The sequence below is a fragment of the Streptomyces sp. Edi2 genome, from assembly GCF_040253635.1.
GTDB lineage: Bacteria > Actinomycetota > Actinomycetes > Streptomycetales > Streptomycetaceae > Streptomyces.
Window position 1 is genome coordinate 2,515,720 of record NZ_JBEJGX010000003.1, and the last position, 21,058, is coordinate 2,536,777.

At 69.0% G+C, this 21,058-nt stretch carries 18 protein-coding genes; 7 read left to right on the top strand and 11 right to left on the bottom strand.

Going from position 1 to position 21,058, the window contains the following annotated elements; translation table 11 throughout:
• The first annotated feature begins 176 nt into the window (after window positions 1-176).
• Together ABR737_RS14470 and ABR737_RS14475 are read left to right on the top strand one after the other, a co-directional pair.
• A complete protein-coding gene (locus tag ABR737_RS14470) occupies window positions 177-1,508 on the top strand; it encodes an FAD-dependent oxidoreductase (protein WP_350250590.1) in 1,332 nt (443 codons plus the stop codon).
• A gap of 267 nt (window positions 1,509-1,775) precedes the next feature.
• Window positions 1,776-2,753: a squalene/phytoene synthase family protein gene (locus ABR737_RS14475; protein WP_350250591.1), complete on the top strand. Its 978-nt coding sequence runs from the start codon at window positions 1,776-1,778 to the stop codon at window positions 2,751-2,753.
• A gap of 132 nt (window positions 2,754-2,885) precedes the next feature.
• Here the strand turns inward: ABR737_RS14475 and ABR737_RS14480 are convergent, their stop codons facing one another.
• A complete protein-coding gene (locus ABR737_RS14480; protein WP_350250592.1) occupies window positions 2,886-3,617 on the bottom strand; it encodes a helix-turn-helix domain-containing protein in 732 nt (243 codons plus the stop codon).
• A gap of 559 nt (window positions 3,618-4,176) precedes the next feature.
• On the opposite strand from ABR737_RS14480, the gene ABR737_RS14485 reads away from it, so the two are divergent.
• Window positions 4,177-5,268, top strand: coding sequence for a hypothetical protein (locus tag ABR737_RS14485; RefSeq protein ID WP_350250593.1), 1,092 nt, complete (start codon window positions 4,177-4,179; stop codon window positions 5,266-5,268).
• A 503-nt stretch (window positions 5,269-5,771) separates the two neighbouring features.
• On the opposite strand, the gene ABR737_RS14490 is transcribed toward ABR737_RS14485, so the two are convergent.
• A complete protein-coding gene (locus tag ABR737_RS14490) occupies window positions 5,772-6,503 on the bottom strand; it encodes a DUF7873 family protein (RefSeq protein ID WP_350250594.1) in 732 nt (243 codons plus the stop codon).
• On the bottom strand, window positions 6,437-7,141 hold the full coding sequence (locus ABR737_RS14495) for a hypothetical protein (protein ID WP_350250595.1): 705 nt from the start codon (window positions 7,139-7,141) through the stop codon (window positions 6,437-6,439). The genes ABR737_RS14490 and ABR737_RS14495 overlap by 67 nt, the downstream gene beginning before the upstream one ends.
• Before the next feature lie 124 nt (window positions 7,142-7,265).
• On the opposite strand from ABR737_RS14495, the gene ABR737_RS14500 reads away from it, so the two are divergent.
• On the top strand, window positions 7,266-8,195 hold the full coding sequence (locus ABR737_RS14500) for an ADP-ribosylglycohydrolase family protein (protein ID WP_350250596.1): 930 nt from the start codon (window positions 7,266-7,268) through the stop codon (window positions 8,193-8,195).
• Between the two features lie 180 nt (window positions 8,196-8,375).
• On the opposite strand, the gene ABR737_RS14505 is transcribed toward ABR737_RS14500, so the two are convergent.
• From ABR737_RS14505 to ABR737_RS14535, 7 genes are all read right to left on the bottom strand, one after another.
• Window positions 8,376-8,876: a hypothetical protein gene (locus ABR737_RS14505; protein ID WP_350250597.1), complete on the bottom strand. Its 501-nt coding sequence runs from the start codon at window positions 8,874-8,876 to the stop codon at window positions 8,376-8,378.
• A 484-nt stretch (window positions 8,877-9,360) separates the two neighbouring features.
• Complete coding sequence (locus tag ABR737_RS14510) at window positions 9,361-9,525, bottom strand: hypothetical protein (RefSeq protein ID WP_350250598.1); 165 nt, start codon at window positions 9,523-9,525, stop codon at window positions 9,361-9,363.
• Window positions 9,526-9,552: 27 nt separating this feature from the next.
• Entirely contained in the window at window positions 9,553-11,388 is a 1,836-nt protein-coding gene (locus ABR737_RS14515) for a carbamoyltransferase family protein (RefSeq protein ID WP_350250599.1), read from the bottom strand.
• On the bottom strand, window positions 11,381-12,118 hold the full coding sequence (locus ABR737_RS14520; RefSeq protein ID WP_350250600.1) for a YggS family pyridoxal phosphate-dependent enzyme: 738 nt from the start codon (window positions 12,116-12,118) through the stop codon (window positions 11,381-11,383). Before ABR737_RS14520 ends, ABR737_RS14515 begins: the two co-directional genes overlap by 8 nt.
• A complete protein-coding gene (locus ABR737_RS14525; protein ID WP_350250601.1) occupies window positions 12,118-12,735 on the bottom strand; it encodes a LysE family translocator in 618 nt (205 codons plus the stop codon). The genes ABR737_RS14520 and ABR737_RS14525 overlap by 1 nt, the downstream gene beginning before the upstream one ends.
• A complete protein-coding gene (locus ABR737_RS14530) occupies window positions 12,732-15,023 on the bottom strand; it encodes an iron-containing redox enzyme family protein (RefSeq protein ID WP_350250602.1) in 2,292 nt (763 codons plus the stop codon). The genes ABR737_RS14525 and ABR737_RS14530 overlap by 4 nt, the downstream gene beginning before the upstream one ends.
• A gap of 269 nt (window positions 15,024-15,292) precedes the next feature.
• Window positions 15,293-16,333, bottom strand: a complete 1,041-nt coding sequence (locus ABR737_RS14535; protein ID WP_350250603.1) for an SGNH/GDSL hydrolase family protein — start codon at window positions 16,331-16,333, stop codon at window positions 15,293-15,295.
• Between the two features lie 844 nt (window positions 16,334-17,177).
• Between ABR737_RS14535 and ABR737_RS14540 the strand changes: the two genes are divergently transcribed.
• Window positions 17,178-18,110, top strand: a complete 933-nt coding sequence (locus ABR737_RS14540) for a LuxR C-terminal-related transcriptional regulator (RefSeq protein ID WP_350250604.1) — start codon at window positions 17,178-17,180, stop codon at window positions 18,108-18,110.
• Window positions 18,111-18,172: 62 nt separating this feature from the next.
• Here ABR737_RS14540 and ABR737_RS14545 read toward each other — a convergent pair whose 3' ends face one another.
• Window positions 18,173-18,655 carry a hypothetical protein gene (locus ABR737_RS14545; protein ID WP_350250605.1) on the bottom strand — a complete coding sequence of 161 codons (483 nt, stop codon included), beginning with the start codon at window positions 18,653-18,655 and terminating at the stop codon, window positions 18,173-18,175.
• A 565-nt stretch (window positions 18,656-19,220) separates the two neighbouring features.
• Here ABR737_RS14545 and ABR737_RS14550 point away from each other — a divergent pair.
• Both ABR737_RS14550 and ABR737_RS14555 read left to right on the top strand, forming a co-directional pair.
• Entirely contained in the window at window positions 19,221-19,541 is a 321-nt protein-coding gene (locus ABR737_RS14550; protein WP_350250606.1) for a hypothetical protein, read from the top strand.
• A gap of 414 nt (window positions 19,542-19,955) precedes the next feature.
• Window positions 19,956-20,906 (top strand): SDR family NAD(P)-dependent oxidoreductase, encoded by a 951-nt coding sequence (locus ABR737_RS14555; RefSeq protein WP_350250607.1) that lies wholly within the window; start codon window positions 19,956-19,958, stop codon window positions 20,904-20,906.
• Window positions 20,907-21,058 lie beyond the last annotated feature (152 nt).

Below are 21,058 nucleotides of genomic sequence, written 5' to 3' on the forward strand. Positions count from 1 at the left end.
TCACCTGGCGCCCGGCTGTCCCGCCGCCCCGCCGTCCCCGCCGTCCCGCCGTTCCGCCGGGCCCGCCTTCCCGCCGCCCGCTGCGGCAGAATTGGCCGCTCCCGCGCCGTCCCGGGCATCCGACCATGCCCGGCGCCCTCTGGCGCGTGGCACCATCGAATCAAAGGGGGACTCTGATGAGACGAGCTGTGGTCCTGGGCGGAAGCATCGCCGGCCTGTGCGCCGCTCGCGTGCTGAGCGACCATGCCGACGACGTCGTCATCCTCGAAGCGGATGACCTGGGAGAAGACGCCACCGGGCGCGGCGCTCCGCATCGACAACAACTGCATGCGCTGCTGTCCATGGGACACACCCACCTCGAACGCTGGTTCCCGGGCCTCACCGGTGAACTCATCGCGGGCGGGGCCCGCTTGGGGACCGGCCCGGAGGTGCAGTTCTATGTCGACGGAGCACTCAAGGCTCCGGTTCCCGACCTCCGGATGCTGGGCGCCACCCGCCCGTTCATCGAAAGCCGGGTCCGCCGGCGGGTCACGGCCCTGCCGAATGTCCGTGTCCTGCAGGGGCGCGCCGAGGATCTGCGCTTCAACGCCGGCCGGGTCTGCGGCGTGCGGTACTCGACCGCTGAGCAATCGTCACCTCACGCCGGTCAGCAGGACGCACTCGATGCCGACCTGGTCGTCGACGCCATGGGGCGGTCCAGCCGCCTCGGTACCTGGCTGCTCCGCAGCGGATGGGACCACGCCCCGCTGCACCGGATGAGGGTCGACCTCGGCTACGCGACGGCCGAATTCCGGCGCGGGGACGAGCTCCCCTCCACGGTCGTCGCGCACGCGTCGCCGGGCCCGGCCAGTGGATACCAGCCCACGCTCAGCGAACCGGGGGCGGTGGTGGCGGTGGAGGACAACCGCTGGATGGTGGTACTGGTCGGCTACACCGATCACCGCCCGGGTCGAGATCCGGCCGAGTTCCTGGCCCGGATGCGGCGCTGCGTCGCTCCGCTGCACGAGGTGGCCGACCGGTGCACCCTGCTCGGCGACGTCCGGACCTTCGCCTTCCGGGAGAGCCTGCGCCGCGACTTCACCCGGCTGAGGCGGTTCCCCGGTGGGCTGGTGGCGGTGGGCGACTCCGTCGCCTCGGTCAACCCGATCTACGGGCAGGGCCTGACGCTTGCCGCGCTGCAGGCCTCGTGCCTGTCCACGTATCTGCGCGCCGGGTCTCCTCCGCACGATCCGGCCTGGGAGTACTTCCGGCGGGCCGCCGTGGTGGTCGATGCGGCCTGGCAGGTGTCGGCGACCGCGGATCTCGCCCAGCCTCATGTGCAGGGCCCGTACCCCCGTGGCTACCGGCTCGCCCGCTGGGCCGGCGACAAGATCACGGAAGCGTCCGTCATCGACTCCGGCGTCAACCAGGCGTTCATGGATGTCGTGCACATGCGCCGGCATCCGAAATCGCTGACCCGCCCCCGCGTCCTGGCCCGAACGGCACGGGTCCTGGCCACCAATCGCTGAAGCCTTCTCTGCTCGCTGAAGCCCTCCTCCCACCGCCTTCACACCGCCCCTCACACCGCCGCCCCTCAGCTTGCCCTCCTCCTCCGCAGGGCGTCCCGGCCGAAAGCATCAACTTCCGCCAGGCCGGGACGCCTTGCCACTGCGCGCGCACCCAGGAGGCCGGCGCACCACACGGTGCGGGCCGCCGGCACCGGGACGGATCACCTCAGGCGCTCGGCCGGCGATCACCTAAGGTGAAGTGCACCGCCAACAAGGAGGGAGCCGGCGATGGCCACGTGGCCGAAGACGCTCGACCGGGCAGGGATCACGGACCCGTCGCTGCGTCGCGACTACAGCGAGCAGCGCCGGCTGGTGGCCCGATTCGCCCGCGCCGAGTACACCGCCGTGCGCCTGCTGCTTCCCGCCGAGCTCGTGCCCGACGTCATCGCCGCGACCGCGTTCATGCACCACAGCGACAACCTCATCGACCAGGGACCGGTCGGCGAGCGGATCGCTGCGCTCGACGGCTGGGAGGGCAGGGTGCGCGCCGCCCTCAAGAGCGGCGAAGCCGACGAGCCCTTGTTGCGCACGCTCCTGGACACCATCGCCAGGCATCCCCGGCTCCGGCAGTACGTCGAAGACTTCCTCGCCGGCGCGCCCCTGGAGGTGCAGACGCAGGGCTTTGCCTCGGAGAGCGAATTCCAGCACTACATCGACGGCTATTCGCTGCCCGCCTTCATGCTCATCGCCTGCCTGCTCGACGCGGAGGCGCCCGCGGACGCGTACCTGGCCGGCTGCCGGAGCTTCATCGAGGCGAGTCAGCGTCTCGACTTCCTGAACGACCTCGCCGAGGACCTGGGCGACGGACGCCTGGGCCTCCCGGAAGAACTCCTCATCCGGCACGGCCTGACCCGCGCCGACCTGACCCGCACGGGCCCGGCCCGCAAGGGCGGCGCCCCCTCGGGCTTCCGGGGCCTGGTCGGTGACCAGGCACGGCAGATCCGTACGGGACTGACCGCGTCCTACGGACTCGTGAACCTGGTGCACGCCCGAAGCCGCCCGTTCGTCCGCGCCCTGATCAACATCCAGGGCCTGACCTTGCGAGCGGTGACAAGGAAGGAAACCGCACTGCTCGACGGGCCCGCCCAGCCGGACGTAGCCGCGGCGCTCCGCCTTCTCGGCCGCGAATACCTGGCAGCGCGTCGCCGTCGTGACGCGCGTCCGGCAGTCGGCAGCGCCTCACCGGGAGCGGCCGGCAGGAGCTGAGCCCCACCCCCTCGAAGACCGCACAGACCGCGGACTTCGCGCGCCGATCAGTTGCCACTGCCACGCAAAACGGGGGAGTTCGCGCGTCGATCAGCTGCTACTGCCGCGCCGACCGCAGCGCTCGCGTGCCGATCAGCTGCCGCGCCGGCCGGGCGACGGACCGTCGTCACTCTCGGGCCGCGCCAGCCCCAACAACCCCTGAATCAGCGGAAAGACCCGCCTTCTGCTCCTGGTGGGGAGGGAGCACATACGATCCGTCAGCTCCCGCACTTCGGGGTCCTCGCGCTCCGGCCGGCTCAGGGCCTCGGAAAGCGCCTCCCGGAGCTCCCGGTCGATTTTGCTGTCGCCGCAGGTGCCGCTGCGCATCGCCAGCCGGTCGATGCCCTTGCCCCGGAGCAGCGCGAGATGGGTCAGCTGCTCGTGCGTCGACTGCAGGGCCCGGTACAGCGCCTGACGCTCGGTGGCGGTGAAGAAGCCGGGCTCGACATCGAAGAACTTCTCCAGCTTCCGGGTGACATCCAGCCCGGGGCTCTTCCGCTTTCCGTTCAGGAGGTAGCCGACCTGGCCGTGGGAGATGCCGGCCCCCGCACCGATCTCGTCGAGCGTGTACCTCTTCCCGTCGGGCTTGCGACGGGTGTCCCGCAGGAAGACGAGGCGGTCCTGGAAGGAGTCCTGCACGCTCTCGGATTCCTGGCCGGCGTGATCGAGCAGCGCCTGGACGCGGGGGACCGTGATGCCCGTCCGGTGCGAGAGGTGGTCGATGTCGATGACGTCGCGTCCGAGGCCCAGGTCCCGGAGAAGTTCGTCAATCGCTGCGACGACGGCGGGGAGACCATCCGCCGGGGGCGCGTGGGAGGCATCCATGGCGATGGGCGGTCTCCTGGTCGGTAGACAGGCAGAGGGGGGCGGCAGCGCACTCGCGGCCACTCTGAGATTAACGGTCGCCAGCACCGTACGCCATGAACGTCACCACAATTGTGTCGAGCACAATCCCTCGACGGCCCGGGAGACTGCCACCAACGCTCGCGGATTAAACGATTGTTGACAACGCGGTTTTGTTGAAGGATCCTCGCCAGGGCGGTGCCACTGTGCGACCGGGATTCACCTTGCACAGGGGACCGATCGCACGGTTTCCGTGCCTCGCAACTGCCGCCTTCCGAGCGGTGGTGCCGGGCTCCACAGGGGAGAGCCCGGCGCCACAACCGCCCTCCGAGGCCGCGGTCCACTACACCGGACCGGACCCCCTGGCCAGACACCTGCCGGCGTCGACGGCAGACGTCCTCTGCGGGCTCTCCGAAGGCAGAGAAGCTTCAAGCCCTCCGCCCGTCGGGACAGCGGGGCGTCGGGACATCGGGGCATCGAGGCGTCGAGGCGTCGAGGCGTCGGGACATACGGTCCTCCGCCGTCGATCCGAGGGGGAGCGATGACAGCAGAAACAGCGGGGACAGCGGAGACAGCGGGGACAGCGCGCAGACGGCGGAGGCTCTTACCGAGCAGGCGTACGGTCACCGTCGTCGTGGTGGTGATGGCGGTGCTTGCCGGCGGGGCGTACGCGCTGAAGCCGCTGTGGCAGCCGTGGTGGTACGCGGCGACGATCTGCGGAGGAAGCCTGTCGGCGGACGATCTGGCCGACGTGCTGCCGCATGAGCGCCTGCAGGCGGCCGAGGAGCACATGGATCCCGCCTCGGACCGGATGTCCTGCGGCGTGAACTTCGACGACGACCACTTCTCGTTGTCCGTGAGCGTCACCACCGACCCCTGGAAGGCCGATCAGGAGCTGTCCCGTGCGTTCGACACCGCCTCGGAACCGGAATTCCTCTTCCCCGCGGGCATCCCGGGGTTCAAGGCCGGCCTGGGCCACTACCTCGTGCAGAACTGCGCGGATCTGCCACGTGACTCCGACGGCCGCAAGAAATATCTGCTGACCAAGGTGATGGGCATCTGGAACAGCCGGCACGGAACCCCTGCCGCCCTGCGGATCGCGGTCGCCACGGCCAACTCGGCTTCAAAGGCGACAGGTTGCGGAGCTGCCGTCCTGCCCCTGCCCCGGCAGCCTCAGACCCACCCCCACCCGGTGCCGCTCAACAAGACCGCGGGCACACCCTGCAGCTGGCTGGACAAGGCGCCGCTGCCGCCTAGCCCCTCCGGCAAACCCTGGCAGGCCGTCCCGCGGACCGACACCCACGCACCCGTCACCAGCTGCTCACTGCACGACCCCGGATTCAGGGAAAATTACGCCGACTTCAGCGGCTGGTACGGAACCTGGAGCCAGAGCCAGAGCCCTTTCGAGAAGGGTCCTGTGATGAGCGAAGGATTCGGCCGTGCCACCGCCCGCTGCGACGGCGAAGCCGCCAATTTCCAGATCAGAAGCTCCCCGTCCCCTGGCCGTACTCGGATGGCACGCGAGGAAATGCGCAGCCTGCTCGTCACGTTCGCCCGCGAACAGGCAAAGCACCACGGCTGCACCCACCTCGCGCTGCCGGGGAAGGACATCTACCCCGCACGCAGCGGCTGACCGGCCGGCACCGCCCCCAAGGCAGGGCAAGACCCAATGGCAAGGACAGGGAAAAGGAGCGGGAAAAGGAGCGGGGAAAGGAGCGGGGAAAGGAGCGGGGAAAGGAGCGGGCCCGGGGGCGTAGCCTGCCCCCGAGCCCTGTCGTGCCACCCCTTGCGCACGCCGGCACGGTGAAGAGCGCGGGTCAGTCATCATGTCGTCGTGTTCTGCCTTTGAACTACCGCGCATCGAAAAAAGAGCTGCACGGGCCGGACTTGAACCGGCATCCGACGACCCAGGCCCGGCCCGGTCGATCCGGCGATCGGTGGCGAATACTGAGACTGGAGCAAGAGTCTGAGATTGATGCGGTCCGCCTCTGCCGAGTTGGGCTACCGCGGCCCGGAAGTGCCACGGGGAGGACTTGAACCTCCACTGGAAACCGCGTTCGTCACGACAAGCTTCAGTTTCAGCTTGCGCTCCTCGCGCACCCCGGCCGCACTGAGGCGCCCGGGGAGTTGTTGACGCTACCCGAACAGGTAGCCGAAGACGACCTCACCCACCCGCTCGTCGGTGACCTCGGCCCCGTTCGCCTCTTCACGGGCGAACTTCACCGCCTGCTGCAACTTCTCGACCCTGTCGAGCAGTTCATTCACACGGCGGGCAGGCAGCGCGCCGGAGAACTTCACGGTCGTCCAATAACCGACGGGCACATCCTCGTAATACACATCGACCTGTGCCGGATGCTTCTCGGTGGCCTCCGCCTTCACGTGGTTACGGGGCACCTTCTTTGTCCGTACGGTCCTGACCGGCTCGGTCTTCCAGGCGTCCGTAGAGGGGTCCTGGACCCACGACTCGGACGCGTCGAGCACCGGCAGCTTCCGTAGGAAGGTGTTCACGTCCGTGAGCTGCTTTTCCAGGAACAGCAGATACGACACGGGCACCTGGCTGAGCAGGGTCCGCCCCTCCACCGTCACATCGGCCCGCGCCGTGCAGTTGGCCCAGTCCTTGGTGGCGGTCACATCAAACAGCCGGGTCAGCGTGGTGGCCGTCTCCCGGAGCACGTCCTCGGCCTTCACCTGCACCCGGGTCGCCTCGGGCGGCAGTTGCTCGCCCTCTTCGTCCTTGGGCTGATACGTACGGGAGATCCCGGCCAGCAACGCGGGCTTCTGCAAACCGTGATGAGCAGATGTCAGGTCCTGGTGGGACTTGGACTTGATGCCCTTCTCCACGGCAATGATCTGGTTGAGTTTCGCCACGCCTGCAAGGTAGCAACGACCACCGTCGCCCATCGAATGATTTTTCGAGATGGGCAGCCGCCCTCGGCGCGACCCTCACACCTTCTCTGCAACCGCTCCCCCGTGCCCCCCGTCCGCACTGCGACCGCAGGGACCACGGGGGCGGTTCTCACGGCCTCATGGCCGGCCGGGGCCCTCACTTCACGGTGTACTTGCACATCTTGTCGGACTTTGCCCCCCTTGTTGTCCGAGACCTTCTTGCCGTCGACGGTGATGACACAGGGCGCCGCGTGGAGCGTGCCGTCGGGGCCGGGCACGGAGCCGGGAACGACGGACACCCCGATGCCGATCCGCTTCTCGGCGTCGGTGGTCAGGGCGATGGTCGAGGTCTTCTTCCAGGGCAGCGTCGCCGTCACCATCTTGTTGGTGTCGAGGTTGTAGTAGACCTGCGACGTGCCGGTGCCGAGGACTTCGAGGGTGACCTTGTGCTTGACCTCGCCGCTCCCGCCGTCCGGTCCCGGCCTCCCGTCCGCGTCCGTCTTCGCGTCCGCCTTCGCGTGCGCGGACTTGCCGGCGGGCGCAGGCTTGTCGTCGCTACCGCATCCCGTCAGCAGAGACGTGGTCAGGACCAGAGCCGTGCCAATGATGATCTTGCGCATGCTTCCCCCTCGCGAATGAGTAAGCGATCTTAATGGCGAGGGGCTGTCACACGTGCCGACAGCGTGGTCGCCGGGGAGGGGAAGGGACGCACGGTCGTCGGCGCGGCACGGATAACCTGCGCGAATGAAGCGGATTCAGCGGGCCGCCGGCGCGGTGGTCGGCTCAGCGGTGGGTGACGCCTTGGGCGGCCCCTTCGAGTTTGGCCCCCAAGGAGCGTTCTCCGCGCGGTTTCCCGCGTCTGGTACCGGTGGCGAGATGTGCGGAGGCGGTGGCTGGGACCCCGGCGAGGCCACTGACGATACGCAGATGGCCGTCCTGGTCGCCGAGTCGCTGCTGAAGCGGGGCGGACTGGATCTGCCGGACATCTTCACCCGCTTCCAGCGGTGGGCAGCATCAGAACCGAAGGACATCGGCCTGCAGACCGAAGACGTCCTGACCAATGGCATGCCCTGGGACCTCGCCGCCGCGATGCATTTCCGGGTCAACCAACGAGCAGCGGGAAACGGTGCCTTGATGCGGGCATCGACCTCCGCCGTCCACTTTGTTGCCGCCGGCCGAGAAGCCACCATGGACGCGGCCCGCCGCATCGCCGCTCTCACCCACGGTGACCGAGCAGCTTGGGAAGGCACCGCGATCTTCCACGAACTCATCCGCGTCACGTTCGAGGGCACAGACCCCCTCACCGCGCTCCCGGACATCCTGCCTCTCGTCCACCCGGACCACCGCGGCCGCTACGCCGCAGTCCTCGCGCCCGACTGGCACCCCGATCAGGCAACCGAGTTCAACGGTGCCGTCTGGCCCTGCCTGGGCTCCGCTGTCTGGGCCCTGCGCACCACCAGCAGCTTCGAGGACGCGATACGCGCGGCGATCGACCTCGGTGGTGACACGGACACCGTCGCCGCGGTGACCGGAGGCCTCGCGGGGGCGTACTACGGGCTGGATGCAATTCCCGCCCACTGGACCCAGCCGCTCCATGTCCCCCTGCCAGGCTTCGACGGACGGGTGCTGCACCTGGCGGATCTGCTCCACCTTGCACACCGCCTCGCGGGCTGAAACGGGTGCTGCTCCGCGAGGGCGCCCTCCGGATCCATCAGCTCCAGCTTGCCCAACCGCCGCCCGGTCCTCGGGCACTTGGCACTGCGCACCTGACGAGACATGGCAGAAACACCGCAGCGGAAGCCACCTGTGTTGAGGCTGAGCGCCGCAGTTGGCGGCCTTCGCCAACTCGCACGCTCAAGATTGTCTTGGCTTGGTACAGAGGAAACACCCGTCCCAGTGCGGCAGCGCGCTGAGGATCCGGTGTTGTGGGCATGAGGCCACCGCACGATCCTCCGGCCCGGGGAAGCCTCCGGCGAGATGAGTACCGGCGGACGGCTCGAAGGCCTCGACCATGGCTTTGAACCGGAGCAGGTAGTCCTGGGCGAAGGGAGGCTCGTAACCCAACTCGCTCCAGCGGTGGCGGCTCAACGCGAGTGTGGTGGCGCGCAGCACGAAGTCTTTCGACCGGGCACGTCCCCGCGGAGTTGTGCCCCACGCGATGTCTTGCAGGTCGAACCCGACAGCCCCTCGCCCCATCACATTCTGGTCCTGCAGTGTCAGAAGAGCCGCGAAGCGGTAATCCCACACGTCAACAGCAAGATCGGATACCGCTAGCATCAGCACCTCGACGAGCGCTTCCGTGCCGCCGTTGGACAGATACAAGCTTTGTTCCCCACCACCGAATACGTTCCCCACCGGGCCACGGTACAACGCCCGGTGTTCTGGAGCTGCGGCTTTGCCGGGACGGGCGCTCCGTGCCCGGAAGCGGAAACCGGTGACAAGGTTCCTGCAGCGGATCTTGTACGGGGCAACTCGTTCCCGAGCCTGACCCGTGCATGGAGAGCGGTCCGCCGGTCAGTCGATGCCTGCACGATCCGGCGCAGACGACGGTGGCCGACATACGCAAACAGCACGGAATGGTATTCAAGCTGGAGCTCTCGGCTGATGGATATTACGAAGTATCCAAAAAGGGGAAGCAGCGGTAAATCAGAAAGCACACTTCACGGATCGGGCCGGACCGGGCACAATTCCGCCGGGAATCGGCGGCGCGATCAACTCGGCGAAAATCCGACCGGCCCGGCCGGCGGTCCCTTCACCGATGGCACCGCCGGGTGGCCGAGGAGCCGGGGACGGTGCCGGAGCCGGTGCCGGTGCCGGGCGATCCGTGCCGGCCCCGCCCTCAGGGTCTCGTGCCGTTGCCGCCTCCCCCGGCGGCGATCCAGTAGGTCCGGGCGTTGCGGTTGACGGTGCGGCGCAGGGGGTCGCGGCCCAGGGTCGCCGCGATGCCCGCCGGGACGACGACCAGGCAGTAGAGGAGGAGCAGTGCGAGGTTCCTCATGGACATGGGAAGTCTCCTTGGTCCGGCAGGGGGTCAGTCGAGGGGGATCTCGTCGCGCCAGTCGCCGTCCTCGGTCCAGGCCGGCTGGGCCTCTTTGAGCAGCAGGAAGCTGCCGAGCACGAGGACGTCGATCCGGGTGCGCATGAAGCACCGGTAGGCCTCTTCGGGCGAGCGGACGATGGGTTCTCCCCGCACGTTGAAGGAAGTGTTCACCAGGACCGGGCAGCCGGTTTCGGCCTTGAAGGCGGTCAGCAGGCGGTGGAAGGCCGGGTTGGCCTCCTGGCTCACGGTCTGCACGCGGGCCGACATGTCCACATGGGTGACGGCCGGGATGGTCGAGCGGTGGACCTTCAGCCGCTCCAGTCCGCGGGCGCCGGAGTCCTCGGGGGCGGGCAGCCGCTGGGCGGCGGCCACGTCCGCGACCACCAGCATGTAGGGGCTCTCCTGCTTGAGTTCGAAGTAGTCCTCGGCGTCGGTGTCCAGGACGGCCGGCGCGAACGGACGGAAGGACTCCCGGAATTTGATCTTCTGGTTCATCGCGGACTGCATCTCGGTGTCGCGGGGGTCGCCCAGGATCGACCGGGCGCCCAGGGCACGCGGCCCGAACTCCATCCGGTCCTGGAACCAGCCGACCACCTTGCCCCGCGCCAGCTCCGCAGCCGTCCTGGCCGCGAGCGCATCCGTCTCGAACCGGGTGTACGGCACGCCGGCGCCGTCCAGGTACGCCTGGATCTCCTCGTCCCGGTAGGCGGGGCCCAGCAGGGCTCCGGACATGGCGTCCCCGCCGCTCCCGAGGTGGGTGCGCTCGGCGCCACCGTCCATCGCGACGGCGAGCGCCGCGCCCAGGGCACCACCCGCGTCACCGGCCGCCGGCTGCACCCACACCCCGTCGAAGATCTCCTCGCGGATCACCCGGCCGTTGGCGACGCAGTTGAGCGCCACGCCGCCCGCCAGGCACAGCCGGGTCTCCCCGGTCCGCTGCTGCGCGGTCCTGGCCAGCCGCAGGACCGCTTCCTCGGTCACCTGCTGGACGGAGGCGGCCAGGTCGAACTCGCGCTCCGTCAGCGGGCTTTCGGGACGGCGGCGCGGCCCGTCGAAAAGCTCCTCGAAGCGGCGGCCGGTCATCACCTGACCACGCAGGTACGCGAAGTAGCGCATGTCCAGGTGGAAGGAACCGTCGGGTTTGAGATCGATCAGGCGTTCACGGATCAGGTCCGCGTAACGGGGCGTGCCGTAGGGCGCCAGACCCATGAGCTTGTACTCGCCGGAGTCCACCTTGAACCCGCAGAAGTAGGTGAACGCGGAGTAGAGCATGCCGAGTGAATGGGGGAAGCGCAGCTCGGCCAGCGGTGCGAGCCGGTCCGCGCGTCCGTGCCAGAGCGAGGTGGTCGCCCACTCCCCCACCCCGTCGATGCAGAGCACGGCCGCGGACTCGTAGGGGCTGGGGAAGAACGCGGAGGCCGCGTGGGACTCGTGGTGGCGGCGGCAGATGATGTCCGGCACCGCTCCCGGTCCCAGTGCCGCCAGCTCCCGCCGGACGGTCTCTTCGGCCCGTCGTTTCCAGCGCAGCCACTCCGGCAGGGTGTCCCGGAACGAGCGGAAGCCGAACGGCGCGGCACCGGCGTACGAGGCCATCACGCGGCGGAACTTGAGCGCCGGATCCTCGTAGTAGGCCACTGCGCTGACGTCCCGCAGGGCCGCGCCCGCCTCGGCCAGGCAGTACGACACCGCCTGGGCCGGGAAGGACGGATCGTGGCGCCGCCGGGTGAAGCGCTCCTCCTGCGCGGCGGCGACGATCGTCGTGCCGTCCACGAGGGCTGCCGCGCTGTCGTGGTAGTAGGCGGAGATACCCAGAACGAGGTCAGTCATGGTGAACGTCCACTCCTGGGGTGCCGGTGTCGGTGCCCGTGCCGGGCTTGGCGGGCCGTGGGCCGAACAGTGCCGTCCCGAGCCTCACTTGGGTCGATCCGGCGGCGATCGCCGCCTCGAAGTCGCCGCTCATCCCCATGGAGAGGGTGTCCCACCGGTGCCCGGCCGCGACCTGCTTGGCGAACAGCTCGGCCAGGACCTCGAAGGCGGGCGGGCCGGTCACGGGGGCGGCGGGCACCGTCTTGCGCGGAATGGTCATCAGGCCGCGGACCGTCAGGCGCCTCAGGTCCTGGACCGACTCCAGGAACGGGTCGAGCTGGTCCGGGACGAGGCCCGCCTTGGCGGGATCGCCGTCGGCGTTGACCTGGACGCACACCTGGAGCGGCGGCAGGTCGTCGGGGCGCTGCGCGTCGAGCCGCCGGGCCGCCTTCTGCGAGCAGAGCCCCAGCACCCAGGAGAAATTCTCCGCCAGGAGTCTGGTCTTGTTGCTCTGGATCGGCCCCAGATACACCCATTGGGCGCCCGAGCCACGGAGTTCGGCCGTCTTCGGCAAGGCCTCGCCGGCGTAGCTCTCGCCGAAGCGGTCCAGGCCGAGCGTCAGGGCCTCGCGGATCGCGGAGGCCGGGTGTCCTTTGGACACGGCGAGCAGTTCCACCGCCTCGGGGCGCCGGCCCGCTGCCGCGGCCGCGGCGTCTATTCGTGCCCGCAGGGCGTCCAGCCGTTCTCGCATCACGTGATCACACTCCACAGCGCGGCCGCGGTGAGGGCGAGGAACACCGCGGGAGGAATCCAGGGCAGGACGTTGCGGACGGGGCCGAGCCGGTCGGTGGCCGGGGCGAGCTGGTGGCCGAGCAGCCCCGCCAGGGTGTTGACGGTGAATCCGGAGAGGTTGAAGCCCAGGCCGAAGGCGAGGAGCTGCCAGGAGCTTGCTCCGGACGGCACCAGTTGGGGAAGGATGGTCAGGAAGAACAGCGCGATCTTCGGGTTGGACACATTGAGCAGGAAGCCCTTGACGAACGGGCGGCCGCCGGAATTCCGCTGGGTGACGCCGTCCTCCCCTTCGCCCTGCTTGCCGCGCGGGATGCTCGTCCAGGCCATGTAGGCCAGGAAGCAGATACCGATGAGCTGCACCACGGTGTAGGCGGTCGGGGCCGAGACCAGGAGCGCGGCGAGCCCGGTCACGGTCGCCAGGACGTAGACGAATACCCCGAGTTCCACGCCCAGAGCGGCCCTGATACCGGCCCGCGGCCCCCTGCTGACGCTGCTCGCGACGCAGTGGAGCATCGCCGGCCCCGGTGTCAGATTCACCACCAGGGCGATGGCGATGAAGGCGAGGACGTGGCTCAATGCATTGCTCCCTTGCTCTCGTATGCGCGCGTGGCATGCCGGGCGGCCCTTCTGGCGCGCCGTCCGCCCGGTGGGTTCAACGACCGGTAGCCCGTTCTGACGCGCTCCCAGATCGCCGGTTCGCATCCCGGGCCTAGTACCAAGGGCACGGTGGCCATATAGGCGTCCACCGCGTCGGCGGCCCAGGCGGAGTGGCCGGTGGCGACGTTGTCGATGGTGTTGTGGATGTCGACGAAACGGGTGCTGAACCCGTACTTCTCCAGGCCGATACGGGCACGCCGGTAGCCGCCGCCGACGCCGGACAGCTCCATCGCGACGTTCAGTCCGAGCACTTCCGGCAGGAAGGTGCGGGGCAGCCGGCCGATGCACAGCCAGTACACCGGCAGCTCGAACGACTCCTCGCGGAACCCCGGCCACTGCGCGAACTCGCGGGAGGCGGTGGGCGGCAGTTCGGCCCCCATCTCCCGCAGGACCTCGCGGTAGATCAGGGGGTGGTTGAGGCCGAGGTCCCCGTTGCCGAGTTCGTCCCAGTAGGTGGAGAACAGCAGATGGCCGACGTCCGAGGAGGCATGGCCGTAGTCCGTGAAGCCCTGCAGCCAGCTGCCGTCTATCAGGGTCAGCGGGGCGAGTTGCACGGTGGCGTCGACCAGCGCCTCCTTGGAGGGCAGGGGTGCGTCCGCGCCCTGCTCGAACTCCCGGCCGTGCCGGTCGTGCTGCTCCTGGAGCCACGGGCGCAGCCCCCGCGGATCCCAGCGCGGCGGAGGCAGATGCCCGGCCGTGTCCCAGCCGACCCGGGAGCGCGCCAGCCAGCCGTGTACGTACCCCGTGGCGTACCGGCGCAGCGCGGGGGTGTCGTCGCGGCTGAGCAGGAGGTGGTATGCCTCGCGCAGGGTGCCGGGTGCCCGGTCGGGTCGCGCGGAGGGGCCTCGTACCGGCGCCATCGGGGCGGGGAGGGGCGGGGCCGTGGCTGTGGCCGTGTCTGTCGCCGTCTCCGTGTCGGTGTCCGTGTCCGTGACCACGACGGTGACCGTGACCGTGTCCGGGTCCATGGCCGTTTCCGTATCCGGATCCATGGCCGTGTCCGTGTCCCTGGCCGTTTCCGTGTCCGGTCCGTTGCGGTCCGCCACCGCGGCCGCCGGCAGCGAGCGGATCCAGCGCCGGATCACGGCCTCGTCCGCAGGTGAGAAGATCCGGAACATCGGGCCGTTCTCGGAGATCAGGCCGCGCAGCAGGGGGCTGCGCTCGGGGCTCCCCGGCCTGACCAGGCGGCTGGTCGCGAGGGCCCGGAGCAGTCCGTGGGGTGCGGTACGGGCCTCGGTGAACCAGTCGCCGAGCGTACGGCCGTCGACCTTGAACTCCTGGTGGTACAGCGCCGCTTCGCGGGCCCGGAGCCTCAGCAGCTCCGCCATGTCGAAGGCCGGGTCCAGGGCCGCCGACACCTCCTCGTACAGGCCGCTGCTCCACCGCTGCAGCAGGTCCAGGGCCCAGCGGAACCCCGCGATCAGCCCCGGCGAGTCCGGGCTCTCCGCCAGCGCGGCGGCGGCAGCACGGGCGAGCGCGAGCCCCGTCGGTGTATCCGTCCGACGGGCGGCCCCCGGGTCCAGGACGGTCCAGTCGGCCGCCGCCGGGAGCAGTTCACGCACCACGGCCAGGGGCGGGAGCAGCCCGACCGCCCGCAGGCACAGATCGGCGCCCACCAGCTCCGCGCGGTGTTCGTCGGGCCGTCGGCTCATGGCCAGCAGCGGCCCGGGCAGGGCGAAGGCCAGGTCGGACACCTGCGGGTCCTGGGTCAGGCGGGTGACGGGGGCCGCGCGGTCCGCGAGCCGCAGGTGGTGCAGCAGGGCCCGGTACGCGCTGCCCCGGTCGGCTCCGGGGTGCCCGGCGCCCAGGTCCTGGGCGTAGAGCGCGAGCGTGCGCATCGTCAGCTCGCTGTCGCCGTTGCCGGGACTGCTCAGCCACTGCAGCCAGGCGCCCGAGACCAGCGCGAGCGGAGCCGCGCCGAGGGCCGCCCGGCGGACCAGGGCATCCTTCGCCGCCTGGTCGACGGCCCGGGCCGCGAGTGCCCGGTAGCCGTCGCCGGCCCGGGCCGCCCAAGCACCGGCCCGGCGCTCCCACTCCTCCAGCGTCTGTGCGAATGCCGTCAGCGCACGGGAGTACTCGTCGGGGATCGCCACCGGCGGGGGAAATCCCTCCGGGTCCGCGGACTGTGCGTACAGCGTGCGGCAGTCCTCCGCGACGGCCCGGGAACGGCGGGCGGCGGTACCGGCCGCCGCCTGCTGGCGTTGCATCGACGCTCCTCCTGTGGTTCCGGTTCCGGTTCCGGGGTGTCAGAACATCGGGTAGATGGAGGCGTCGTCCTTGGACTTGGTCTTGCGCTTGCGCTGCAAGAAGCCGAGCACTTTACGCAGCAGTGCCATGGGAGGTTCCCTTCAGGAGTGGCGGGTGTGATGCGGAAGCTCGTCGGCGCGGTCGGGGCCGGACCGGGCCGGTGGCCAGAGACCCAGGCCCCGTGGTCAAAAGCCCCAGGCCCGTGGTCAGGAGGCCCAGGCTCCCCTGGTCAGGACAGACCCAAGCCCGTGGCCAGCAGACCGGAGACCAGGTCGTAGCCCTCGTCGGTGAAGTGCGCGCGGTCCACGAACAGCCACTGCCCGGGATCTGCAGCATCCGCCACGAGCGGGTTGAGATCCAGGAACGCCACATCGTGTTTCGCGCACGCCTGCGCGATGCCCTCGGCGTAACGGCGGCCGACCTCGGCGGGGGCTATCTCACCGAAGAGCTGCCAGAAGGTCGACTGCTTGCCGTCCAGTTCGCGGAAGAGCTCGGCCTCCTCGGGCGACGGGGTCTCCCGCACCCAGGTGGCGAGCGGCTGAAGAGCGAACGAGATCCGGGTGCCGGAGGTGCCGGCCAGCAGCTTGAAGCGCTCCAGGTCAAGCGCCGTGCGCTCGATGGCGGTCGCCAGCCGTTCGTCGAGCGTCAACGGCGCTTCGTCGGCAGGTGCCCGCGGGGGTGGCTCGGCGGACCGGCGTTCGCCGCGCCCGAACCGGCCGGTGCGCTTGGCCTTGCGGTGGCGCGAGCGCAGCTCCTCCATCTGCTGGTAGTACTCGCCGGAGAAGAAGAAGGCCCCGTAATCGCCCTGCAGGGCCCGCGGGAGGCCGGCCAGCGCAAGGTTGTTCAGCCCGGAGAGGATGACGATCCGGTCGACCGGCGGCAGCATCTCGCGGTGCAGCAGGTAGAGCATCATCTCCTGGGTCGAGCAGTATCCGCGGGCACCGAGGTTCAGCCAGGGAACGGAGGGCGCGTGCCGGGACCACAGGCGCGACGGAATCGAGGCGGCGTCGCTGGTGGTGCCCACGCCGAAGGCGGTGGAGCTGCCTGCCAGTACGTTGACCGTGCCCTCGGCGGGTGCGTCGGCGACGGAGGCGGTGCCGGTCGCGCCATGGGAGACGCGGAATCCGAGACGGTCGGTGTTCACCACGCCGGAGCGGTAGTCCGCCCGGTGGAAGTACATCAGGTAGGGCACCCAGCGGGTCTCCCCGCGATCGACGAAGTCGTCGTACTGGGCCATCTGCGGGGTCAGCGAATAGCGCCTTGCGTTCACGGACGGAACTCCTGTCAGCGGACGGTTGCCGGGGAGGAGGAACGCTCAGTCTCCCCGGCCGAGGTCGGCGGTCATGCCAAGGCCGAGAGCCGACGGGCCGCTGGTCAGGGCTTCGTATACGGGTACAGCCGGACATCGTTCGGTGAGCGTCATGGCAACTCCGTGTCTTCAGGGGACCGGCAACGTAATGAGCCTGCGTGACAACGGGCGGTGCGTACACACACACGGGGTGTCGTGTCTGCGTCTGGCGCAGATACGTCAAGGGTCGGGGAACGGAGCGGTCCGCTCCACGCACCGGGCCTGCCCTGCCCGGTACTTCGCTGGCCCGCTACTCCGCTGCTCCGCTCGGTCCGCGGCGACGGCATCGGCGGCGGGAACACGGGAACACCGTCGGCAACTCCCGCACGCGCCCGGCCCGTCCGCCCGGCGCCGTCCGTGCGGAGCCGTCCATGCGGAGCCGTCCGCCCGGCTCGTCCGCCCGGGGCCGTCTGCGCCGAGTCGTCCGCTCGCCCCCGCCCCCCGGCCCGACACCCTCAACCGAAAACCAGCCAATTGTGGCGAACATCGAAGCCACCACCGAGTATTCCTCAACCCGGAATAAAGTATGAGTGATGGGGTGATCGAGGCCGCTTCCGGTGCTCCGCCTCCGGAGTCGGCCTCCGGCGTGCCAGGCATCGACGTGACGCGCGACTCAGACACACCGGGGGTGTGCACCGTGGAGGTATCCGGCCTTCATGCCACAGGGGAATGGCCTGTTCTGAGTGAGGAAGTCCGGGCTGTGTACCGGTTCCTGGCCGAGGTCCCCGAAGGCATCTCTACCCACGAGGTGCGTACGCGGACACGGATGTCCGACGAGTCCCTGGACCGGGCGATCGACAAGCTGATGACGCTCAGGCTGCTGTGCAAGTCCTCGTGGGAGAAGGGCACCCTGCGGGCCCTCTCACCCGAAAGTGCCAGGGTGCAGCTCGTCTGGCCGATCGTCAGGGAGCTGAACCGTCGTCAGCGCGAGGTGGATGCCATCCGTGAGGTGTACTCCGAGCTCGCGCAGGTCTACGAGAACGCCACGCTGCACGAGGCCGGGACGAGCCCGTTGGAGATCATTCCGGATCTTCCGTCGGTCCGCCGGACCCTCGCCCAGCTCGCCGCCGAGGCCACCGAGGAAGTGATCACCGCCCAGCCGGGCGGAGCGCGGCCCGCCGAAGCACTCAAGGAATCGCTGGAGTGCACCGACGAGTTACTGGACCGAGGCGTCCGGCTGCGGACCCTCTACCAGCACACCGCGCGGTTCAGCCCCGCGACCACGGAGTTCGTCCATCACGTCACGGGGCGGGGAGCCGAAGTCCGCACCCGGAGCGACGGATTCATGAAGCTGCTCCTCTTCGACGGCAAGGTGGCGGTGACCACGCTGCGCGACGACCGGTACGGTGCACTGATCGTCCGGGATCCACACGTCGTCGACTTCATGCGGACCGCGTTCGAACCGGCCTGGAGCACAGCCATCCCCTTCCCCTCCAGATACGACCCGGTCACCGCCGACCAGGTCCTGGACGACATCAAAACCACGATCGCCCATCTGCTGACAGAGGGCCTGGAGGACAAGGTCATCGCCCGTCGGCTGGGCATGTCCTTACGAACCTGCCAGCGCCATGTCTCCGACCTCATGCGAAGGCTGGGCGCAAGGAACAGGCTGCACCTCGGCTACCTTCTCCACTCCCACCAGCTACGGGAACGGGGCACGGTCCCCCGGATCCCCTCCCACATCGACACCGGCAGCTGATTCGACTCGTCCGGCAGCAGGCACTCACCGGCACACCGGCACACCGGCACACCTGGATCCACTCACCGGCTGAACGAATCGAGGAAATCGCGGAGCACGCCACCGGAGAACGGATCCACCTCGGGGTCTTCAGGAGTGACCAGACTGACGGCAAAGTACTCGCACAAGAGAAGCGAAGCACCCTCCACGACCGCCGAATCCTCCGGATCGGCGAGCTGAACCCCAGCCACCTGATGCGCACGAAGCACGCCTGGATGCTGCTTGTAGAGAACGGAGAAGGGCCCCTCACCCTGACCATTCAGCGTGTACCCGTGCTCCTCCCAGAAGTCCTCCATGGCGTGATCTTCGGAGAAGGTGACAACACTGGAGTATTCACCTTCCGAGGCTTCTACAAGCTGCCACCCCTCAAGTGATTCTGCAGTCACCCCCTCCCCATCGAGAAACAATCCGGGCCACCTCCGGACCTGACGCAGGGTAAACCTCTTCATCACTTCCGGGAAGGCACGGTCGGTAATGAAGTCGCTCGAGTACCCTGTGATGTCCACACAAATCCCTGTTCGCTCTTACCTGTTCAGGAGGTCACGCCTGGTGTGGGTCCACGATATTTGATGACTCCGCGCGGAATCGGGGAATCGGGGAATCGGGGAATCGCCTGACGAGAACCAGATACGGCTTCTTCCGCCCTTCAACCATCCAGGAAAGCGGACAGGTTGCTTGCTCTTGTCGATTTCCCCCTCAATCTCCTTGTGAGCGTCATCCACCTTCTGCGCGAAGTCGCGTACATGGGGCGTGGACTCACGGACCCTGCCCAGCTGGTGCAGTACGCGGGCACCACCACTTGGTGCGCCTTGGCAGCCAACTCGTCGATCGTCCGGTCGGCGACCGGCTCGAACCGCAGGCGCAGGTGCAGGACGCCCAGCACCCCGTACAACCGGGGCAATCGGTGCAGAATTTTCTGTGCGGGACGAACAGGCTCATGCGTGCCAACTACCCAGCCCTGGAAGCCTCTTTACGGGTGTTAGGTTATTCGAACGCCCGGTCGTTGTTGCGCGGCCGGTGTGTTTGAAAGACAGCCTGGCCCGCTGGGCACCTTCGCAGGAAAGAAGATTGATGAAGAAGCCTCTGACGTCGGCCGTACTCGCCGGCGCCACCGTCGCCCTGGCATTTACCTCCGTTGCCGTCACCGCTCCGACGGCCTCGGCCGTCGGCTCCTCCGCCTGTACGCGCAACGACGCAAACAGGAATTACAACATGAGCATCTACACCCCCATCCACGCCTCCCCCAGTGGTTCCTCCAAGGTCATCGCGGGTGGTGCGAATGACTTCACGGTCAAGTGCAGCAAGTCCGGACATGACGGCCACCGTTGGTGGTACGGCTACATCAGCACGGGCAAGCAGGGCTGGGTGTGGGGTGCCAACCTCCAGAGCTAGGCTGCATGCCAAGGCTTTCCAAGCGGTCGGGCACGTCGTAGTGCGCAGTGCCCGCGCTCTGGTCTACGGGCCCTTCCCCGAGGCCCCGGTCCGCCCCGCATGACCGCTGGTTTGATTACGCGATGAACGGCCCCGGCGAACATTCTCGCCGGGGACTTCTTGTTCTCGCTGCCCTCAGCCGTGTCACCGCCGGTACCCGCAAGAGCTCCGGGCGGGTCCTACTACTCGGCCCGTTTGGTAGGACTGGCCTGTTGGGCGACGGAAGTCGATCCCGTGCTGCGACCCTCCCCGCCCACTGCACTTGCTTCCGGAGGGTGTCGGAGGCCTGTCGGCGGTATGTCGGTGGAGGTTGCGACCGTGGGCGGGTTGGTGCTCCCCATGAGCACGCTGCCCGAGCGCAAGGAGCCTGTCGTCGTGTCTTTCGCATCCCAGAGCCGGCCGTGGGACGTGCACCGGCTGCCGTCTGCCGAGGGCAGGAACTTCCTGGTCACCGGGGGTAACGCCGGAATCGGCTACTTCGTCGCGGAGCAACTCGCCGCCACCGGCGCCCTCGTCGTACTAGGCAGCCGGGACGCCGCGAAGGCCGACGCCGCCATGGCCTCGATCCGCTCGCGCGTCTCCGGCGCGCACCTACGGCACCTTCCACTCGACCTGGCCGACCTGTCGTCCCTGAAGACCGCCGTGGACAGGCTGGACCTCGATCATCTCGACGCGGTCGTCCACAACGCAGGGGTCGCGCTCGACGACCCGCCGCGTCGGGAGACCGCGGACGGCCACGAGCTCATGTTCGGCACCAACCACCTCGGCCACTTCGCGCTCACCCAGCAGCTGGCGCCCCTGCTGTCAGCGGCGCCGGCAGGCCGCATCGTGACAGTGGGAAGCTTCGCGGCGCGGTCCGAGCGACTGGACCTGGGCGATCTGCAATCCACCCAGGACTACCGGCCCAAGCGCACCTACGGCCGGTCGAAGCTGGCGCAGATGTGCTTCGGCTTCGAGCTCGATCGCCGCCTGCGGGACGTCGGCAGCACGGTGCTCAGCGTGGTGGCCCACCCCGGCGGCGCACTGGACTCTCTCACCCCGTCCCGCCCGCCGGTACGCCTGACCACCCCCGTCGAGCGACTGCGCGCTCTGCCCGCAGGGCTCTTGGTACAGGGCAAGGATGCCGGAGCATGGCCCGTCGTCCGCGCAGTCCTCGACCCGGGCGTAGAGGGAGGACAGCTGTGGGGGCCGAGGATCTTCGGCCTGCGTGGCACCCCACGACGCGAGCCCGTCCCCTCCCACATGGCCGATCCAGCCGTCGCCGCCCGCCTGTGGTCCGCCAGCAGCGAGCTGACCGGCACCGATCCACACCTCGGCTTCCGGTAGAGGCGGAGCCCTCGGCTTCCGGTAGTCACAGAGCTGCGCCTGGGGCAGTCATCCTGGGGCCGGCCGCCCCGGCTGCCCTGCTTCTACCGGTTGGCGGCCTGGACCTTCTTCTCCGAGATGAAGTCCCGGGTGGCGGCGGACGAGTCGGCCTG

Coding starts and splice junctions, on each gene's coding strand:
- ABR737_RS14470 (WP_350250590.1), top strand. CDS start 177: ATGAGACGAGCTGTGGTCCTGGGCGGAAGCATCGCCGGCCTGTGCGCC.
- ABR737_RS14475 (WP_350250591.1), top strand. CDS start 1,776: ATGGCCACGTGGCCGAAGACGCTCGACCGGGCAGGGATCACGGACCCG.
- ABR737_RS14480 (WP_350250592.1), bottom strand. CDS start 3,617: ATGGATGCCTCCCACGCGCCCCCGGCGGATGGTCTCCCCGCCGTCGTC.
- ABR737_RS14485 (WP_350250593.1), top strand. CDS start 4,177: ATGACAGCAGAAACAGCGGGGACAGCGGAGACAGCGGGGACAGCGCGC.
- ABR737_RS14495 (WP_350250595.1), bottom strand. CDS start 7,141: ATGCGCAAGATCATCATTGGCACGGCTCTGGTCCTGACCACGTCTCTG.
- ABR737_RS14500 (WP_350250596.1), top strand. CDS start 7,266: ATGAAGCGGATTCAGCGGGCCGCCGGCGCGGTGGTCGGCTCAGCGGTG.
- ABR737_RS14510 (WP_350250598.1), bottom strand. CDS start 9,525: ATGTCCATGAGGAACCTCGCACTGCTCCTCCTCTACTGCCTGGTCGTC.
- ABR737_RS14515 (WP_350250599.1), bottom strand. CDS start 11,388: ATGACTGACCTCGTTCTGGGTATCTCCGCCTACTACCACGACAGCGCG.
- ABR737_RS14520 (WP_350250600.1), bottom strand. CDS start 12,118: ATGCGAGAACGGCTGGACGCCCTGCGGGCACGAATAGACGCCGCGGCC.
- ABR737_RS14530 (WP_350250602.1), bottom strand. CDS start 15,023: ATGCAACGCCAGCAGGCGGCGGCCGGTACCGCCGCCCGCCGTTCCCGG.
- ABR737_RS14540 (WP_350250604.1), top strand. CDS start 17,178: ATGTCCGACGAGTCCCTGGACCGGGCGATCGACAAGCTGATGACGCTC.
- ABR737_RS14550 (WP_350250606.1), top strand. CDS start 19,221: ATGAAGAAGCCTCTGACGTCGGCCGTACTCGCCGGCGCCACCGTCGCC.